We start from the raw sequence: 18,177 nt of genomic DNA on the forward strand, positions 1-18,177 counted from the left end.
CTCCAGAGCGGAGTGCGCCCCCGCGGCCTGCCGTTCGCCCGCGCCCTACGGCCGGGCCCTTGTCTGGCTCCGCCCCGAGCCCCGCGCTGTTGGGGGCGCCGACTCGCGGCGACGCCCAGGCGAGGCGTTGACCGTCAGGGCCGACGTGCAGCCGCATCGTACCGACCGGCGGCCGGCCGTCCGCCTGCCACCGCGTGACGCGTTCGGAGATCTGATCCCACAGGCGTGCCGGGCCGCCCTGCCGGACCATCCACCGCGTGCCGTCCCGGAAGATGACGGCTCACGACTCGGCGTCTCCGCGGAGGTCCCCCCCGGGCGAAGTCCAGGGGGAGAGTGCCCCCAGGCGGGGCTTGATCTTCAGATCCTTGCCCCTTCAACGGGGCGGCGGGTGCGGCCGGCTTTTCTGTGCAGGCGTGCCGTCGTGCTGTGAAGGAGCCTGGCGAACGGGGTATGGGCGGTGAAGGTCTGTCCGCTACAGAGTCCGTCCCGATGTCCTTGCGCCGCCGTACGCTGGTCGCATGGCTGAGCATCTGGGTGACAGGCTGGGGCGTCTGCGCCGGCTCGCCGACCTCACGCAGGAAGGCTTGGCGGAACGGTCCGGGGTATCGGTTGACGTGGTGCGCAAGCTGGAGCAGCGGCGCAAGCACAGTGCGCGCCTGCCGACCTTGCATGGCCTTGCGCGCGGGCTGGGTGTCGAACTGACGGCTCTGCTCGGTGATCCGCCCGCTGTCCCGTCCAATGGTGAGGCCGACCCGCCGCAGTTGGTCGCTGTGCGACGCGCGATCATGCCGCCGCTGTTCGCCCCGCCGCCTGAGCCCCAGGGTGTCGAACGGTTGTCGCTGCCTCTGCTGCGCCGTGAGATCGCCGACGGCTGGACCCTGTATCACGATGCCGACTTCGGCCGTCTCATGGATGTGTTGCCCGGCATCATCGCGGACGCCCGGCTGCTGGCGGCGATCGGCAGTGATGATCAACGGCCGAGTGGTCAGGCGGCGTTGGCGAAGGCGCTGCAACTGGGCGGGCATCTGGCCATCCGGTTGGGCAAGACGGATCTGGCACTGTCCGCGCTGGAGCGCGCGATGCTGGCGGCTGAGCAATCGTCCGATCCGCTGCTGGCACCGATGGTCAGCAACTCTGTCGCCTGGAACTACCAGCGCCAGAACCGGCTGAACGACGCCGAGCGGCTGGCGGTCCGTGCCGCCGATGGTGTTGAGAGGGAGTACGGCGGGTCGGCCGCGGGTCTGCGTGTGTGGGGCGGGCTGGTCATGTCGGCCGCGACGAGTGCCGCCCGCAGCGGCGACTATGACACGGCCAACGGCATGATGCGGCGCGCGGAGGACGCGACCGGACGTCTGCGGAAGCTGCCGCCCCCGGCTGACGGCAAGATGGTGTCGGTCTTCAGCAGCTCATCCGTTCGCATTGAGCGCGTCCGGCTGGCCGTCCAGCATGGCCGCCCTGACGAGGCGTTGGCGCTCGCCAAGGGGATGCGCCTCAGCAGTGACACGCCTCCCTCGTGGCGTACGTGGCTGCTGCTGGACGTGGCACGCGCTCATACGGATACCGCGAACGCGGAAGGGGCGGTGAAGGCCCTTGAGTCGCTTCGTCGGGTCGCGCCTGGCTGGATGCGGCATCACACGCTCGCCGTATCGATCGTGAGCGATCTGTGGGCCGGATCGAGGCATCCCCCGGGGTTGCGCAAACTCGCTGAGTTCTTGGGCGTCGCTGCCCAATAGCCTCTGAAAACTAGGACGTTCCGTCCCTGTAGATGCTCCGCCCCAGACGAGACGGTCTGAGGGCCACAGTATCGGCGAGGGACAGGGCGGCCATGGCGAGCGATGGCACGGTAAGGGAATCCGTAGCGGCTGACCCAGTGGTCATGCAGTCGGCTGTATCCATACCGGCTGGGGACCTGTGGCGGCTCGCCCCGGATCGTGAGCATGTCCCGACGCAGAACTGCCGTGATGAGGCGGACTCGCCGGTACTTCGCATCTTGAGGGAACGGGTACGTGAGGTCAATCGGCTTCACCGGGCCGGGCGGCTGCCATGAACCGGTCTGTGTATGGCTTGTCCTCGCCCTGGGTGCGTCGGAAGTCGCGTCGCATGGCGGGACCGCTCGCTCTTCCGCTGTGACCAGCACGGGTATCTCCCGTTCCCGACCGGGACGGGAACGGCACTCAGAGAAACAGAGATACCCGTGGCACGCAGGAAGACGTCCCCGACCGTGGACGCCGTGAAGAAGGAAGCGAAGCGGCAGGGGGGCGGCACCGCGACACCCGCCGACAACCAGGAGGCGGCGAAGCGCAAGGCGCTCCTGCACGAGGTCCCCGGCGACATCCGCAGGCAGGGACGGACGGAATCGAACCAGAGCGCCGCACGGGACCGGCACCGGCGGACCGGCAGCGCATGACGGACACCCGCCCCGGCCGGCTGACGGCATCACGGCGACCGGGGCGGGCCCAATCCCCGTTCGGCTCCGCACGGCCGGACGGGTCGGCAAGAACGGTGCGGGGACCGACTCCCCGCTGTTCTGCGAAGGGAATGACCATGACCGAGCGACCCTCGTTCGAGTTCACCAGTGCGGCAGCGTGCCGTGACAAGAAGGTCGGCAACTGCCCGGAGATCGCGCTCAACGTGGCGGGGATCGTCGCATTGCGTGACAGCGAGCGGCCCGACACCATCGTCACCATGACGGCTGACCAGTGGGTCACCCTGGCAGCTGCCGTCAAGGCCGGAGAGTTCGACGTGACCGCCTGAGAGTAGGCCCCATGGAATGCCCCCGCTGTGCTGCCAACTGCACCACAGACCCCGAGAACGGGTTGCCCTGGTGCGCACAGTGCGGGGCATTCTTCGCACTCACGCCGCCCGTCTGCCGTGGCCTGTGGTGGTGGCGACACCCGGCAACCCGTACGCCGCTGCGGCCCCGGGAGCACTGAACGCTGAGCATCGTCCTGCGCGCTTCGGTCGCGGACGTACGTTCCCCGGCTCGGCACGGTGTAGACGTGCCCTGATGCCCGGAGTGCGCAATTGTCGCCCGTGCGGTGTTCCGCGCCACGCCGTATCGCTCCGACAGCACCGGTCCGAGGGGACCGGACGGCCCGGGGGGAGTTCGCCGCGCTCGATCTCGGCGACCAGGTCGGCAGCGATCTGCCGGTAAGGCGGCTCCCGGGCTTGAGAGCTTGAACCGGACGTATAGACCCCTCGCAGACAGCAAGAACGCTCCGTGCGACCACGTGTCGTGCGGAGTGCGCCCCTACGGCCTGCCGTTCGACCGCGCACCGGCGGCCCGGTTCTTGTCGAGGCTCCGCCCCGAGCCTCCCCCTACGCGCCCTGCGGCGTGGGGGGACCCCCACCTGCGCCCTGCGGCGTGGGACCCCAAGCCTCGAACTCCCCCAGAGCCCCGCCGGGGAGGCGCCGGTGCGTGCGACCAGCCTTCGATGGCTGCACATTGCCTGCATTGCTGCTAAAATGCAGTCATGACCGCGATCACGATCCGGGATGTCCCGGACGAGACAGTCAACGCCCTGAAGGTCCGTGCCGCGCAGGCGGGCAAGTCGCTCCAGGCGTACGCCCTGGACCTTCTCTCCCGGGAGGCCGCCAAGCCCACCCTCGCGGAAATGGCCACACGCCTGGAGCGTGAAACCCGCACCGAGCTCAGCACGACCGACATCCTCGAAGCGATCGAGGACGGGCGGGACCGGCGTTGATCGTCGTTGACTGCTCCAGCCTTGTGCACTTCCTCCTCGACCACGGCAGGACCGGGACCGCGATCCGTGAGCGGGTGGGCCGCGCCGACACGCTCGCGGCACCGGGCCTGCTGGACTACGAGATCACTTCGGCCGCCTTCGGGCTGGCCCGCGGCCGGCGAGGGGGCAAGCCGAAGATCACGGAGAAGGAAGCAGCGAAGGCGATCACCGACTACCAGGCCCTCGCTCTGGACCTGCACCCCACGCTGGTCCTGTGGCAGCGCGTACGCGAGCTGTCGAACAACCTCTCCGTTGACGACGCGCATTACGTGGCCCTCGCCGAGAGCCTCGGCGCTCCGCTGATCACCAGCGACGCCAGGATCGAGCGCAGCGGGGCAGCACGCTGCACGATCGAGACCTTCGAGGCACCCAGCACCTGACCCCCGCGGCTCCAACGCACGCGGAGCCCCACCAAACGGTGCGCGGAAGCACAAGCCCGGAGGGCCTCACCGAGGAGGCAGCGGTGGGCGGCGGCGGGAAGGGGTGTCGGTGAGGGCGGGTGGGGAGGCAGGGGGGTGCTGGGTGAGCAGGGCCAGGGCGAGTTGGATCGCGTCGTCCAGGCCCGCGTGGCGGCCCTCCGCCCAGTCCAGTGGTGTACGCAGCGCTTCCAGGTCCGGCTCGACGCCATGGTTCTCGATCGACCAGCCGTACGCGTCGAACCAGGCCGCGTTCATCGGCACGGTGATCACGGTGCCGTCGCCCAGCCGGTGGCGCCCGGTCATCCCCACCACACCGCCCCAGGTGCGCGTCCCGACCACCGGCCCCAGCCGCAGCAGCCGGAACGCCGCCGTGATCATGTCGCCGTCCGACGAGGTCGCCTCGTCGGCGAGCGCGACGACCGGACCGCGCGGCGCGTTGGAGGCGTACGACACCGGCTGGGCGTTGCGGGTGAGATCCCAGCCGAGGATCTTGCGGGTGAGCTTCTCCACCACGAGTTCGCTGATGTGGCCGCCCGCGTTGCCGCGTACGTCCACGATCAGGGCGGGGCGGGAGACCTCAAGCCGCAGATCCCGGTTGAACTGGGCCCAGCCGGAACCGCCCATGTCCGGGATATGGAGATAGCCGCACTGCCCGTCGCTCAGTTCGCGGACCACCTCGCGCCGTTTGGCCACCCAGTCCTGGTACCGCAGGGGCCGCTCGTCCACCAGGGGGACGACGGCGACCCGCCGCGAGGGCCCGGCCTCGGCCGGGCGGAAGGTCAGCTCGACGGTCGTACCGCCCGCCGCCGAGAGCATCGGGTAAGGACCCGCCACCGGGTCGACGGGACGGCCGTCCACATGGGTGATGACCGCGCCCTCGCGGATCCCCGTACCGGCGAGCGGGGACCGCGCCTTGGAGTCGGACGAGTCGCCGGGCAGGATGCGCTGGATCGTCCAGTCGCCGTCCCGGCAGACCAGATTGGCGCCCAGCAGCCCCATCGGCCGCTGGTAGTGCGGCGGGCCCTCGTTGCGGCGGGCCGGGGCGACATACGCGTGGGAGGTGCCCAGTTCGCCCAGTACCTCCCGCAGCAGATCGGCGAACTCGTCGGGCGACGCGACCCGTTCCACCAGCGGCCGGTACTGCGCCAGGACGCCGTCCCAGTCGATGCCGTTCATCCCCGGGTCCCAGAAGTACGCGCTGATCAGCCGCCCGGCCTCGCCGTACGCCTGGCGCCACTCGGCGGCCGGGTCCACCTCGTGCAGGATGCGCCGCAGATCGATCAGGACGGTGGAGTCGCCGTCGCCGGGCTCGGTCGCGGGCACGGCGCGCAGTTCGCCCTCGTCCATCACCACCAGCCGGCTGCCGTCACCGCTCACCGCGAACCAGTCGAGATCGCCGACGAGTTCGCTCCTGCGGGCCCGGGAGATGTCGAAGTGCTCCAGGGTCGGCCGCCCCGAGGTGTCCGCCGGGTTGGCGAAGGTCTCACCGAGCGCCCCGGAGATCGGCCAGCGCAGCCAGACCAGTCCGCCGCCGCTGACGGGGCAGAGACCCGAGTACTTGGACGCGGCCACCGGGAACGGGGTCACCCGGCTCTCCAGCCCCTCGATCTCGACGGTCACCGGACCACCGCCCGCGCCCACAACGCCTTCGTTGGGCAGCGCGCCCGCCTCGTCCAGCGGGTCGAGCCCGCCGGCGGCCGGCCGCCCGTCCGGGGAGAGCGCGAAGGGGGACGGCGTCGCGGACGACAGGGGGACGAGATAGGGGCGGCAGCCCAGCGGGAACGACAGGTCCCCGGTATGGACGTCGTACACCGGGTCGAAACCCCGCCAGGACAGAAAGGCGAGATACCGGCCGTCGCTGGTGAAGACGGGGTTCTCGTCCTCGAAGCGGCCGTTGGTGACATCGACGACCGTACGGTCCTTGATCCGGGCCAGTTTGATCTGCCGGAGCGAGCGGCCGATGCCCGGGTGCGCCCAGGTCAGCCAGGACCCGTCGGGGGAGAAGGCCAGGTCGTGGACCGGCCCGTTCTCGGAGCGGATCAGCTCGGTGACCGCGCCGGGGCCGCCGTGAAGGGTGCCTGTGCCGGGGGTGCCTGTGTCCGGGGTGCCTGTGCCGGGGCCGCCCCCTGAGCCCGCGCCCCCATCGCCCCCTGAGCCGCCGCCCCCGGCCCCGTCGTCCTCCGTCGCGTCGAGCAGCAGCAGCCGCCCGTCGTGCGAGGCGATCGCCAGCCGCTCGCCCGCCGGGTCCGACACCATCTCCTCCACCCGGCCCAGCCGCCCGGACGCCAGCCGTCTCGGCTCCCGGTCGCCGCTCGCCCGGGGCAGATAGGCGATCTCGACCGCGTCCGCGCCCTCCGCGTCCGTGACATACGCCACCTGGCCGCCGGTGCCGAGCATGACGGGGGCCCTGACCCGTACGCCGGGGGTGTCCGCGATCGTGCGAGCCGGGCCGTCGCGGTGGGTGAGCCAGTACAGGGAGCCGCGTACGGAGACGGCGCTGGCCCGGCCCGTGGTGTCGACGGAGAGCGCGCTCACATGGCTCGCGGCCGGGACCTGGTACGTACGGCGTCCAGCGCGCGGCCCGCCGAGCCGCACCTCCAGCCGCCGGGGCACCGCGTCCCGCACCGTCGGATCGTCGACGATCCACAGGTCGCCCGCGCACTGGTACACGATGCGCCGCCCGTCGCTGGAGGCATGACGGGCATAAAAAGCGTCATGATCGGTATGACGGACGAGATCGGTGCCATCGGGGCGGCAGGAGTAGAGATTGCCGACGCCCTCGTGGTCGGAGAGAAAGGCGATCCGGCCCGCGACGAACATCGGGCAGTCCAACTGGCCGTCGAGGTCGGGGAGCAGCCGCTCGCCGTGCAGCCAGAGCCGGCCCGTCGCCCCGCCCCGGTACCGCTTCCACGCGGCCGGTTCATGGGGCGGCTTCCCGGTGAGCAGCAGGGTGCGCCGCTCTCCGTCCAGCTCGGCCACCGCGATGCCCGAGACCGGTCCCCAGGGCAGCCGGCCACCGGGGGAGCCGTCGGTGGGCACGGTGTAGGCCCAGGAGAAGTACGAGAAGGGCTGGCCGTGCGAGGAGACGGCGAGGATGTGCCCATCGGTGTTCCAGCCGCAGACCCGGGTGTCGGCCGAGCCCCAGTGGCTCAGCCGCCGCGCCGGTCCCCCCTCGACCGGTACGAGATGGATCTCGGGGTCGAGGCTGCGCCAGGTCGTGTACGCGATCCGGCTGCCGTCGGGGGAGAAGCGCGGGTGCCCGACCCGGGTCCGGTCGACGGTCAGCCGCCAGGCCCGCCCCGGCCGCTGCCCCGCCGGGACGAGCGGGGCGACCCAGAGGTCGTCCTCGGCGGCGAAGCACAGCAGATCGTCGTGGAGATGCGGGAAGCGGAGATATGCCTCGTCGTCGCTCACCCCCCAATGCTTCCCGCGCACGGAGGGCGCGGCAACTCAGGACCTGCGCGATGTGCCCGCACACCACTTGCCCGGCGCGTCAACCCCGGAGGGATTCGCTGCGTCCCATCAGAAGGTGCGCCGATCGCACCGGCACCCGCAATGCCGGGCGCCGGAATCGATCGGGTGACCGAGGCCACAAGCGAAACGGTTTCGTTTCGCTCGGTGGCTGAGATATCTTCGTGGTGTACGAAACTGTTTCGTTCGGCAGGTGGGGGGAGGTCCATCATGACGCGCAGCCGGCTGACACCCGAGCGTGAGTCAGAGCTGTACGGAGCCGTACTCGATCTGCTCCGCGAGGTCGGCTACGACTCCCTGACGATGGACGCCATCGCCTCCCGGACCCGATCGAGCAAGGCCACGCTCTACCGCCAGTGGCACAGCAAGCCGGAGCTGGTGGCCACCGCGCTCCAGCGGACCCAGTCTCCGGGCGCGGAACAGGTGGACACCGGCAGTCTGCGCGGTGACTTCGACTGCCTGTTGAACCGTACGGACGACATCCAGATGGAGAAGGACTCCGCGCTGATGCGGGGGCTGATCCACGCCGTCCACGGCAATCCCGATCTCCATCAGGCGCTGCGGCACCTGCTGGTCGAACCCGAGACCCAGGAACTGCGGGCCGTGATCCAGCGGGCCGTGGACCGTGGCGAGATCCGCGCGGACAATCCCGCGGTGGGGTTTGTGCCGCACATGCTGTTCGGGGCCCTCTTCGCCCGGCAGATCATCGACGACGCGAGCATCGACCGGGACTTCCTCACCCGGTACGTCGACGCCGTCGTCTTCCCGGCGCTGGAGGTCTGATGCCTCCACCGCGGCCACCGGAAGCACCACAGCCACCGGAAGCACCGGGAGTTCCCCAGCCACCGGGAGCACCGGACGTGCAACCCAAGCCACCGGAAGCCTGACCACCCAGCCAGGCTCCCCTCACCGGGTCCCCCGACCCGCCGGCTTCCCCAAGCCTCATCCCCGTCACCCCGAATCCCGCTCTCGCTCCACCTGACGCGCCGCTCTCGTCGTCGGGCCGACTCCCCATGCCTCTGTTCGTCTCACCAATGGGAGTACGCCCTCGTGGCCACGTTCCTCTACAAACTCGGTCGGACATCGTTCCGACGCCGCTGGCTCGTCGCCCTCGTATGGGTGGCGCTGCTGGTGCTCGCCGGAGTCGGCGCGTCCAGTGCATCCACCCCCAAAGAACCGGGATTCGTCCTGCCGGGCACGGAGTCCCAGAAGGCATTCGACCTGCTGGAGGAGCGATTCCCCGGAGGCAGCGCCGACGGCGCGACCGGGCGGATCGTCTTCAAGGCGCCCGACGGCCAGAAGATGACCGACGCCAAGCACAAGGCCGAGGTCAACGAGGCCGTCGCCGAGCTGAAGCGCGGCTCCGACCAGGTCGCCTCGGTCGCCGACCCGTACACGGCCGACGCCGTCTCGAAGGACGGCAGTACGGCGTACATCTCGGTCAGCTACAAGGTCAACTCGATGGAGCTGACCGACAAGACCCGTGAGGCGCTCACCGACACCGGCGAGAAGGCGCGGGACGCCGGGCTCACCGTGGAGATCGGCGGTGACGCCTCCATGGCCGAGGAGCACGCCGCGTCCACCGAGCTGATCGGTATCGGCATCGCCGCGGTCGTCCTGCTCATCACCTTCGGCTCGATGATCGCCGCCGGTCTGCCGCTGCTCACCGCGATCATCGGGGTCGGTATCGGTACCTCGTCGATCACCGCGCTCGCGACCGTGCTCGACCTCGGCACCACCACCGGCATGCTGGCGATGATGATCGGGCTCGCGGTCGGTATCGACTACGCGCTCTTCATCGTCTCCCGCTACCGGGCCGAACGCGCCGAGGGCCACGATCCGCAGGAGGCGGTGGGCCGGGCCACCGGCACCGCGGGCTCCGCGGTGGTCTTCGCCGGTCTGACCGTGGTCATCGCCCTGGCCGGGCTCGCCGTGGTCAATATCCCGATCCTCACCAAGATGGGCTTCGCCGCCGCCGGTACGGTCGTGATCGCCGTCGTCATCGCGCTCACCCTCATCCCGGCGCTGCTCGGCATCGCGGGCGACAAGGTGCTCGGCCGCAAGGTCCGCAAGGCCGCCAAGGCAGGGGCACACTCCGCCCAGGCGCAGGCCCCCAAGAAGGACAACGGCGGTGTCCGCTGGGCACGCTTCGTCCTGCGCCGTCCGGTCGCCGTCCTGCTGGCCGGTGTGGTCGGTCTCGGTATCCTCGCCATCCCGGTGGGGTCGCTTCAGCTCGGTCTGCCCGACGAGGGGTCGAACGCGCCGTCGAGCACCCAGCGCAAGGCGTACGACATGCTGTCCGACGGCTTCGGTCCGGGCTTCAACGGCCCGCTGACGGTGGTCGTCGACGTCAAGAAGAGCGAGGACCCCAAGGGCGCGGTCGACAAGGTCGCCGATGAGCTGAGCAAGCTGACGGGCACCGACGAGGCCGTGGCCGGCCCGCTCAACGAGGCGGGCGACACAGCGATGATCAGTGTGGTGCCCAAGGACCGCCCGTCCTCGGTCGAGACCGAGGACCTGGTCCATGACATCCGGGACGTGGGCAAGACGTCCAAGGCCGACACCGGCGCGGTGGTGCTGGTCACCGGTGGCACAGCGCTGAACATCGACTTCTCACAGAAGATGAACGATGCGATGGTGCCCTATCTGGCACTTGTCGTCGGACTGGCGTTCCTGCTGCTGGTACTGGTCTTCCGGTCCATCCTGGTGCCGCTGAAGGCGGCCCTCGGCTTCCTGCTCTCAGTCCTCGCGGCGCTGGGCGCGGTCGTCGCCGTGTACCAGTGGGGCTGGCTGTCGGGGCTGTTCAATGTGGAACAGCCGGGTCCGATCATGTCCATGATGCCGATCTTCATGATCGGAGTCGTCTTCGGTCTCGCGATGGACTACGAGGTCTTCCTCGTCACCCGGATGCGCGAGGCGTACGTGCACGGCGAGCGGCCCGGCGAGACGGTCGTCACCGGCTTCCGGCATGGAGCGCGTGTGGTCACCGCCGCCGCTGTGATCATGGTCGGGGTGTTCGCGGGCTTCATCGGCTCCGGCGAGCAGATGGTGATGATGATCGGCTTCGGCCTCGCGATGGCGGTGATCTTCGACGCCTTCGTGGTCCGGATGGCCATCGTGCCAGCCGTTCTGGCGCTGCTCGGCCACAAGGCGTGGTGGCTGCCGCGCTGGCTGGACCGGATCATGCCCAATGTGGACGTGGAGGGGGAGAAGCTCCAGAAGCAGCTCGCCGACGCTCCGGAGGGCCCGGACGGGGATCGCGAACTGGTCCGCGTCTGACGCCCGAGGCGGGCGACGGGGACCGCGAACGGTCCGCGTCCGACGCCTGAGGCCGGCCCGGTGGCCGTATCCGTCATCCCGGTGGGGGTGGGGGTGCGGCCACCGGCCGTTCGGCCGCCTGTGGCGCCGAACGGGACGCCGCGTACGTATGACGCAGAAAACGGCTCAGCACACTCGTGTCGAACTGGACCACCGCCACCCCCTCCGGGGTGTGGAACTCCACGACCGCCTGCACCCGGCCGCACGGCCAGACCTCGATATCGCCGCTGCGGACGGGTGTCCGCAGGCCGCTCTCCAGCACCTCGCGCGGGAAGGTCCAGTCCCGCCCGCTGGGAAAGGCGCTGGGAAAGGAGAACCGGACCGCGCGCGGATCCTCGGTGGGTTCGTAGCAGAGGACGACCTCGACGGGGGAGTCATGGGGAGCGTCGGTGACGATGTGCGCCCAGGCATGGTCTTCGACGGTGGCGGCAGGCATCGGTCGCTCCTCACACTCGTCCTCTTTGCCCACTAATGTCCCATATTTTGGTCAAGAGTTCGATATTCGGGTATCTCGCAGATCTCGCATATCTCGCAGATCTGCGAGTTTCCCGTGCTTCTCGTGCAGCTCGTATATGCGGCTGATCCTCACCTGTGACCAATGCGCTCTTGCAAGCAGTGTGCAGCGGGCTCACTATCGTCGGGCAGTGGTCGAGGTGTCACTCGTCTGTCCGATACGGAGCCAGTCATGCATGTGCCCGACGGATTCATCAACGCCCCCGTATCGGCCGCCGCCGGAGTCGCCGCCGCCGCGGCCGTCGCCGTCAGCCTGCGCGGGGCCCGCCGTGAGCTGGGCACGCCCGACGCCTCCACCGCCGCCGAGCGCACCGCGCCGCTCGCCGGTCTGGTCGCCGCCTTCATCTTCGCCGTACAGATGCTGAACTTTCCCGTCGCGGCCGGTACCAGCGGACATCTGCTGGGCGGCGCGCTCGCCGCGATCCTGGTCGGGCCGTACACGGGGGTGCTCTGTCTGTCCGTCGTCCTGCTGATGCAGGGCATCCTGTTCGCCGACGGCGGTCTCACCGCGCTCGGGGTGAACATCACGATCATGGGCGTCGTCACGGTCCTCGTGGCGTACGGGCTCTTCCGCGCGCTGCTCGCCGTCCTGCCGCGCGGCCGGCGCGCGGTCACCGCCGCGACCTTCGTCGCCGCGCTCGTCTCCGTACCGGCGTCCGCCGCCGCGTTCACCCTGCTGTACGCGGTCGGCGGGACCACCGACGTACCGATCGGCAAGGTGCTCACCGCGATGGTCGGTGTGCATGTCCTCATCGGCGTCGGCGAGGCCGCGATCACCATGCTGACGGTCGGCGCGGTCCTCGCCGTACGCCCGGATCTGGTGTACGGGGCCCGGGGGACGGCCGCCCCGCTGCGGCTGCGCGTCGGCGGCGCCCTGGTGGACGCGCGGCCGACGGCGGAGGGACAACCGGCGGAAGCGCGGCCGTCGACGGTGGCGCAACCGGCGGAAGAGCGGCCGGAAGCGGACCGGGCCCCCGGGCCGACCCGGGCGCAGGCCGCTGGGCCGACCCAGACTCAGGCCGCCCAGGCCGCCGGGCCGGAACCAGCCCCGGCACACGCCCCCGCCCCACCGCCCGCCCGTTCGCCGCGCGCGGTGTGGCTGACCGGTCTGGCCGTCGCCGTCGTTCTCGCGGGCGGGGTCTCCTTCTACGCCTCCGCCAGCCCCGACGGCCTGGAGAAGGTCGCCGCCGACAAGGGCTTCGACAAGAAGGCGGAGGACCACGCGGCAGCGGACTCCCCGCTCGCCGACTACGGCGTCCGGGACATCACGAACGCCCGGCTCTCCGGCGGCCTCGCGGGCGTCATCGGCGTCGGCGCGACCGTCGTCGCAGGCAGCGGCCTCTTCTATGTGGTCGTCCGCCGCCGCCGGTCGAAGGCGGCCGGGCCCGCCAAGGTCCCGGACGCGGGCTGACATGGGCGCGGGCCACAGCCACCGGCTCTATCTGGACGCTCCCTCACCCGTGCACGCCCTGCCGCCGCACTGCAAGCTCGTCGCCGTCCTCTGCTTCGTCCTCGTCGTGGTCTCCACCCCGCGCGAGGCGGTCTGGGCCTTCGGCGCGTACGCCGCACTCCTCGCCACCGTCGCGGCGATCGCCCGCGTCCCCGCCCGCACCCTGCTGCGCAGACTGCTCATCGAGGTCCCGTTCGTCGCCTTCGCGCTGCTGATGCCGTTCGTGGTGCCGGGCGAGCGGACCGTGGTCCTCGGTGTCTCGGTGAGCGTCCCCGGGCTGTGGGGCGCGTGGAACATCCTCGCCAAGGGCACGCTCGGCGTCGCCGCCTCCGTACTCCTCGCCGCCACGACCGAACTGCACGCCCTGCTGCTCGGTCTCCAGCGGCTCGGACTGCCCGCGCCGCTGGTGCAGATCGCGTCCTTCATGATCCGCTACGGGGATGTGGTCACCGACGAGATGCGGCGGATGTCCATCGCCCGCCGCTCCCGAGGCTTCGAGGCGCGGGGCATACGGCAGTGGGGTGTCCTCGCCAAGTCGGCGGGCGCGCTGTTCATCCGCTCCTACGAACGAGGGGAACGTGTGCATCTCGCGATGGTGAGCCGGGGCTATACGGGGGTGCTGCCGGTGATCGACCGGGTGACCGCGTCCCGGGCGCAGTGGGCGTACGCGGGGGCCCTCCCGGCCGCCGCGCTCACCGTCTGTCTGCTGGGGTGGACACTGTGACGGCCGCCTCCGTTCCCTCCGTTCCCTCCCTTGATGTACGGGGGCTCGCCTACGCCTATCCCGACGGTCACCAGGCCCTGTTCGGGGTCGATCTGACCGTCCGGCGCGGCGAGCGGGTCGCGCTGCTCGGTCCCAACGGCGCGGGCAAGACCACCCTGGTACTCCATCTCAACGGCATCCTGGCCGGGGGAGTCGGCACCGTATCCGTCGCGGGCCTGCCGGTCGCCCGGCGGAATCTCGCGGAGATCCGGCGGCGGGTCGGCATCGTTTTCCAGGACCCCGACGACCAGCTCTTCATGCCCACGGTCCGGGAGGACGTGGCCTTCGGCCCGGCGGCCTCCGGGCTGCGCGGCCCGGAGCTGGCGGCCCGGGTGGCGGCGGCGCTGGGGCGCGTCGGCATGGCGGAGTACGCGGACCGGCCGCCGCACCATCTCTCCTTCGGGCAGCGGCGCCGGGTCGCGGTCGCCACCGTACTGGCGATGGAGCCGGAGATTCTCGTACTCGACGAACCGTCGTCCAACCTGGACCCGGCGTCCCGGCGCGAACTCGCCGACATCCTGCGTTCGCTGGACGTCACCGTGCTGATGGTCACCCACGATCTGCCGTACGCGCTGGAGCTGTGCCCGCGTGCGGTGATCCTCAGCGAGGGGGTGATCGCGGCGGACGGGCGTACCCAGGAGCTTTTGTGCGACGGGGAGTTGATGCGGGCGCACCGGCTGGAGCTGCCGTTCGGCTTCGCCCCGGGTTCGGTGACGATGCCGCCCCGGGGCCGGTGACGACTCCTGCTCGGGACCGGTGACCACTTCTGCTCGGGACCGGTGACCACGTCACACCGGGATCGGTGACCGCATCGCCCCGGGACCGGTGACTGACCACGGACGTGTGAACGGGGACCTCGCACGGCCTCGGTCGGCGCGTCCCCGCTCCCGTCCGTGACACCATCGGGCGTAACGATCCTGCTCGGGGTACCCGCTGGTCCGATCCGTCAGGTCCGCAAGGGCCTGACCCGGAAGTAATGACCGGTCGCCGCCGTTGCACCAGGGAAGGGATCAAACGGGAGCGGGAGAGCACAGTGGACGTCCAGGGCACGGCTGCCGAGGGTTTTGAACCCGTACGGGAAGCGTTTGTACGCAACTTCGAGCAGCGCGGCGAGCGCGGGGCGGCCGTCACCGTCTACCGCCACGGGCACAAGGTCGTCGACCTGTGGGCCGGGACCCGGGATGTCGAAGGGTCCGAGCCCTGGGCGGTGGACACCGCGCAGATCGTGCGCTCGGCCACCAAGGGCGTCGCGGCGGCCGTCGTCCTGCTCCTCCACCAGCGCGGTCAGATCGACCTGGACGCTCCCGTCGGCACGTACTGGCCCGAGTTCAAGGCCGCGGGCAAGGAGCGTGTCCTCGTCCGGCACCTGCTGTCCCACCGCGCCGGGCTGCCGGTCCTCGACCGCCCCCTCACCCCCGCCGAGGCCGTCGACGGCGTCAGCGGTCCCGCCGCGCTCGCCGCCCAGCGGCCCGAGTGGCGGCCGGGCACCGACCACGGCTACCACGCCCAGACCTACAGCTGGCTCACCGCCGAACTCGTCCGCCGGGTCACCGGCCGCACCATCGGCCGCTGGGTCGCCCAGGAGATCGCCCGCCCGCTCGGCCTGGACTTCTGGATCGGGCTGCCGCCGGACGAGGCCCACCGGGTGGGGCGGCTCGGGCCGGTCGCCGAACCCCCGACCGCCGAGGGCGGCGGGCTGCGGCTGCGCCCCAGACGGGCCGTGTCCGAGGCGTACCGCGACCCGGGTTCGCTGACCCGCCGCGCCTTCGGGGCGATCGACCCGCTCCCCGACGAGAACGACCCCGCCTACCGGGCCGCCGAACTCCCCGCATCCGGCGGTATCTCCACCGCCCGCGCGCTGGCCCGTTTCTACGCCGCCACCCTCGGCGAAGTCGACGGCGGACCCCGGCTCTTCGCCCCCGCCACCCTCACCCTCGCCCGCACCGAGGAATCCGCGGGCCCCGACCGGGTCCTGGTGGTCCCCACCCGCTACGGCCTCGGCTTTATGCTCCACGGCCCGGCCGCCCCACTCCTCGGCCCCGGGTCCTACGGGCACCCCGGGCGCGGCGGCTCCCTGGGCTTCGCCGACCCCGAGTCGGGGATCGCGCTCGGCTATGTGACCAACGGGCTGCGCAAGGGCGTCACCGCCGATCCCCGTGCTCAGGCGCTGATCAGAGCGGTACGTTCGGCGCTATGACCCATGGCATACAGCGTTTCGAGGGATACGGCGTACTGATCACCGGCGCCGCCTTCCCCCCCTGCGACGTCGCCGACCGCACCCAGATCGAGGCGGCCGTCGCCCACGCCGCCGAGACCTTCGGCACCCTGGACGTCCTCGTCAACAACGCCTTCGCCTGCCACGAGGACACCCCCTTGCTGGAGGACCAGCCCGACGACACCTGGCACCGCGACCTGGACATCTCCCTCTCCGGCGCCTTCCGCTGCGCCCGCGCCGCCCTGCCCCACCTCGTCGCCTCCGGCCGCGGCGCCATCGTCAACATCGGCTCCGTCAACGCCGAAGCGGACTTCGGCAACCACGCCTACAGCGCCGCCAAAGCGGGCCTCGCCTCCCTCACCCGCACCCTCGCGGGTGACCTCGCCCCCCGGGGCGTACGCGTCAACCAGATCAACCCCGGCACCATCCGCACCCGCAACTGGGCCGACCGCCCCGACCTCCTGGCCGCCCTCGCCCGCGACGCCTATCCCCTCGGCCGCGTCGGCGAACCCGACGACATCGCCGGTGCCGCCGCCTTCCTCGCCTCCAGCGACGCCTCTTGGATCACCGGCATCACCCTGCGGGTGGACGGGGGTCTGCTGGCGGTGAACACGTCGTTCGGCGCGATCATCGAGGGGGCGGGGGACTGAACCGCCGGCGCGCTCCGGCCGCCCACACTTTGTGGTGCCGGACCCGCGCCCGCGCGCCCCGGCCGCCTGTGTCGGCGACCGGGGCACGCGCCCGGTTGAGCTGCATCGCGTCTCTCGGACAGGGATCGGACCCGCTATTTCATGCGGCGAGTCGCAATCCCGCGAATTCGGCGTGGACTTCGGCGTGGACTTCGCGCGGAGGGCGGATAGCCCACTGCCGCTCGTGGCGGGTGGCGGCCTCAGGACGCCGCTGTCGGGCCCCAGGCGTGCCGCTCGTTGAGTGCCGCCTTCTTGCCGAGGTGACCTTCCCGGACCAGGACCGCGAGGGAGTCCAGGATGACGCGCGAGCTGAGCAGCGCCGTCTGTTCCGCCCAGTCGTACGGCGGAGCGCATTCGACGACTTCCAGTCCGGCGAGGCCGGGGGCCGAGATCATCCTGATGAGGTTCAGGGCTTCCCTCGGCAGCAGACCGCCTGGCTCCGGCCAGCCGGTCCCGGGTACGAAGCCCGCGTCGATGACGTCGATGTCGAACGAAAGGTAAACCGCCTTGGCGCCCTTCCAGGCCGTTTCCAGCGCGATTTCCGCGACCTTTTCGATCCCGATCCGCTCGACATCCCCCACGGTGATGATGGTGGTGCCACGCTCACGCCCGACCTTGACTCCGGCTCGTGGTGACTGCCAGCCGCCGATGCCGATCTGGACCAGGTTCGTCGCGGGAGCGTTCTTGATGTTCGTCGCGTGGAACCATGGCGTGGTGTGCATGCGCTCATCCAGGTCGGTCTCCTGGGTGTCCACATGCCGGTCAAAGTGAATGATGCCGATGTTTCCGTCGACGTACGGCGCCATTCCGCGGATCGTCGGGTATCCGATGGAATGGTCACCGCCCAGGATGACCGGGAAGACCCCGCGCTGGTACACATGCGCCATCGCCTGGCTGATCTGGTCGAACGACTTCTCCAGATTGCCCGGGATGGTGAACACATCGCCGATGTCGACGATGTTCAGCTGCTCGCGCAGGTCGACACCCAACTCAAAGCAGTAGGTGCCGAACAGGTTCGTCGACCGCCGAATCCCCTGCGGGCCGAATCGGGCTCCGGGGCGGTATGTGGCGCCGGAGTCGAGAGGCGCCCCGAACACGGCGACCTCGGCGTCCTCGACCTGGTTGACGTCCTCCAGGAAGGGGGTCTTGAGGAAGGTGCCCCGCTCGCCGGCGAAGTGCGGCAGTTCACCGCGTGAGAACGTGGGAATCGTCTTGTCGACGAGCGTCGGTGATCCCGGCAATCCGAATGCCAGTCCCCGCGCGATTTCCTCGTCATGGCGGAACAAGGAAATCCGCTCTTCGGCTTCCTGTGCCCACTTGCCTTCCTTCGTGGCGAAGGCGTCGCTGTGCGAGTGTGAATGACCGTGCCCATGACTGGGGCCGGGGCTGGGCGACTTGCCCTTGCCTTCACGATGAGAACTGTTCCCCGATGAAGTCGTGTTGTTGTCGGACTCACGGGGCTCGGGCGTTTTCGGCATTTCAGCCTCCAACGAGGCCGTCTTTACGCGGAACCGGTACGGCCACCCTCGTCGACGGCCGCCTCGATCTGCGGGACCTCGACCCCGCCGGAGGTCTTGACGTCCAGCCAGCCGAGCG

At 70.6% G+C, this 18,177-nt stretch carries 15 protein-coding genes; 12 read left to right on the top strand and 3 right to left on the bottom strand.

The annotated features are described in order from the left end of the window. Positions 1-518 precede the first annotated feature (518 nt). The 5 genes from ACWF94_RS10825 (at position 519) to ACWF94_RS10845 (ending at position 4,123) form a co-directional block, all read left to right on the top strand. Complete coding sequence (locus tag ACWF94_RS10825; protein WP_453486860.1) at positions 519-1,733, top strand: helix-turn-helix domain-containing protein; 1,215 nt, start codon at positions 519-521, stop codon at positions 1,731-1,733. 461 nt (positions 1,734-2,194) lie between these two features. Next, complete coding sequence (locus ACWF94_RS10830; protein ID WP_453486862.1) at positions 2,195-2,407, top strand: hypothetical protein; 213 nt, start codon at positions 2,195-2,197, stop codon at positions 2,405-2,407. 137 nt (positions 2,408-2,544) lie between these two features. Beyond that, positions 2,545-2,754, top strand: a complete 210-nt coding sequence (locus ACWF94_RS10835) for a DUF397 domain-containing protein (protein ID WP_453486865.1) — start codon at positions 2,545-2,547, stop codon at positions 2,752-2,754. A gap of 719 nt (positions 2,755-3,473) precedes the next feature. After that, positions 3,474-3,704: a FitA-like ribbon-helix-helix domain-containing protein gene (locus ACWF94_RS10840; protein WP_453486867.1), complete on the top strand. Its 231-nt coding sequence runs from the start codon at positions 3,474-3,476 to the stop codon at positions 3,702-3,704. Next, complete coding sequence (locus ACWF94_RS10845) at positions 3,701-4,123, top strand: type II toxin-antitoxin system VapC family toxin (RefSeq protein ID WP_453486870.1); 423 nt, start codon at positions 3,701-3,703, stop codon at positions 4,121-4,123. Before ACWF94_RS10840 ends, ACWF94_RS10845 begins: the two co-directional genes overlap by 4 nt. A gap of 66 nt (positions 4,124-4,189) precedes the next feature. Here the strand turns inward: ACWF94_RS10845 and ACWF94_RS10850 are convergent, their stop codons facing one another. Then, on the bottom strand, positions 4,190-7,576 hold the full coding sequence (locus ACWF94_RS10850; RefSeq protein WP_453486873.1) for a S41 family peptidase: 3,387 nt from the start codon (positions 7,574-7,576) through the stop codon (positions 4,190-4,192). 267 nt (positions 7,577-7,843) lie between these two features. On the opposite strand from ACWF94_RS10850, the gene ACWF94_RS10855 reads away from it, so the two are divergent. Together ACWF94_RS10855 and ACWF94_RS10860 are read left to right on the top strand one after the other, a co-directional pair. After that, on the top strand, positions 7,844-8,416 hold the full coding sequence (locus tag ACWF94_RS10855) for a TetR/AcrR family transcriptional regulator (RefSeq protein ID WP_453486875.1): 573 nt from the start codon (positions 7,844-7,846) through the stop codon (positions 8,414-8,416). Positions 8,417-8,683: 267 nt separating this feature from the next. Then, on the top strand, positions 8,684-10,912 hold the full coding sequence (locus tag ACWF94_RS10860) for an MMPL family transporter (protein WP_453486878.1): 2,229 nt from the start codon (positions 8,684-8,686) through the stop codon (positions 10,910-10,912). A gap of 73 nt (positions 10,913-10,985) precedes the next feature. Here the strand turns inward: ACWF94_RS10860 and ACWF94_RS10865 are convergent, their stop codons facing one another. Then, on the bottom strand, positions 10,986-11,387 hold the full coding sequence (locus tag ACWF94_RS10865) for an SsgA family sporulation/cell division regulator (RefSeq protein ID WP_453486881.1): 402 nt from the start codon (positions 11,385-11,387) through the stop codon (positions 10,986-10,988). Between the two features lie 249 nt (positions 11,388-11,636). On the opposite strand from ACWF94_RS10865, the gene ACWF94_RS10870 reads away from it, so the two are divergent. From ACWF94_RS10870 to ACWF94_RS10890, 5 genes are all read left to right on the top strand, one after another. Continuing rightward, positions 11,637-12,875 (top strand): energy-coupling factor ABC transporter permease, encoded by a 1,239-nt coding sequence (locus ACWF94_RS10870; RefSeq protein ID WP_453486884.1) that lies wholly within the window; start codon positions 11,637-11,639, stop codon positions 12,873-12,875. A gap of 1 nt (position 12,876) precedes the next feature. Beyond that, positions 12,877-13,638 (top strand): cobalt ECF transporter T component CbiQ, encoded by a 762-nt coding sequence (gene cbiQ, locus ACWF94_RS10875; RefSeq protein WP_453486886.1) that lies wholly within the window; start codon positions 12,877-12,879, stop codon positions 13,636-13,638. Further along, the gene (locus ACWF94_RS10880) at positions 13,626-14,414 is read left to right on the top strand and encodes an energy-coupling factor ABC transporter ATP-binding protein (RefSeq protein ID WP_453486889.1); all 789 of its coding nucleotides are present in this window, start codon (positions 13,626-13,628) and stop codon (positions 14,412-14,414) included. Before cbiQ ends, ACWF94_RS10880 begins: the two co-directional genes overlap by 13 nt. Before the next feature lie 239 nt (positions 14,415-14,653). Further along, entirely contained in the window at positions 14,654-15,874 is a 1,221-nt protein-coding gene (locus ACWF94_RS10885; RefSeq protein ID WP_453486891.1) for a serine hydrolase domain-containing protein, read from the top strand. Next, on the top strand, positions 15,871-16,542 hold the full coding sequence (locus ACWF94_RS10890; protein ID WP_453486893.1) for an SDR family NAD(P)-dependent oxidoreductase: 672 nt from the start codon (positions 15,871-15,873) through the stop codon (positions 16,540-16,542). Before ACWF94_RS10885 ends, ACWF94_RS10890 begins: the two co-directional genes overlap by 4 nt. 239 nt (positions 16,543-16,781) lie before the next feature. Here ACWF94_RS10890 and ACWF94_RS10895 read toward each other — a convergent pair whose 3' ends face one another. Next, positions 16,782-18,059, bottom strand: a complete 1,278-nt coding sequence (locus tag ACWF94_RS10895; RefSeq protein WP_453486896.1) for an agmatinase family protein — start codon at positions 18,057-18,059, stop codon at positions 16,782-16,784. Between the last annotated feature and the right edge of the window lie 118 nt (positions 18,060-18,177).

It is taken from the genome of Streptomyces sp. NPDC055078 (assembly GCF_053607985.1).

Bases quoted from the DNA above. Each gene is read 5' to 3' on its own strand.
- ACWF94_RS10825 (WP_453486860.1), top strand. From the start codon at position 519: ATGGCTGAGCATCTGGGTGACAGGCTGGGGCGTCTGCGCCGGCTCGCC.
- ACWF94_RS10835 (WP_453486865.1), top strand. From the start codon at position 2,545: ATGACCGAGCGACCCTCGTTCGAGTTCACCAGTGCGGCAGCGTGCCGT.
- ACWF94_RS10840 (WP_453486867.1), top strand. From the start codon at position 3,474: ATGACCGCGATCACGATCCGGGATGTCCCGGACGAGACAGTCAACGCC.
- ACWF94_RS10855 (WP_453486875.1), top strand. From the start codon at position 7,844: ATGACGCGCAGCCGGCTGACACCCGAGCGTGAGTCAGAGCTGTACGGA.
- ACWF94_RS10865 (WP_453486881.1), bottom strand. From the start codon at position 11,387: ATGCCTGCCGCCACCGTCGAAGACCATGCCTGGGCGCACATCGTCACC.
- ACWF94_RS10870 (WP_453486884.1), top strand. From the start codon at position 11,637: ATGCATGTGCCCGACGGATTCATCAACGCCCCCGTATCGGCCGCCGCC.
- cbiQ (WP_453486886.1), top strand. From the start codon at position 12,877: ATGGGCGCGGGCCACAGCCACCGGCTCTATCTGGACGCTCCCTCACCC.
- ACWF94_RS10885 (WP_453486891.1), top strand. From the start codon at position 14,654: ATGACCGGTCGCCGCCGTTGCACCAGGGAAGGGATCAAACGGGAGCGG.
- ACWF94_RS10890 (WP_453486893.1), top strand. From the start codon at position 15,871: ATGACCCATGGCATACAGCGTTTCGAGGGATACGGCGTACTGATCACC.
- ACWF94_RS10895 (WP_453486896.1), bottom strand. From the start codon at position 18,059: ATGCCGAAAACGCCCGAGCCCCGTGAGTCCGACAACAACACGACTTCA.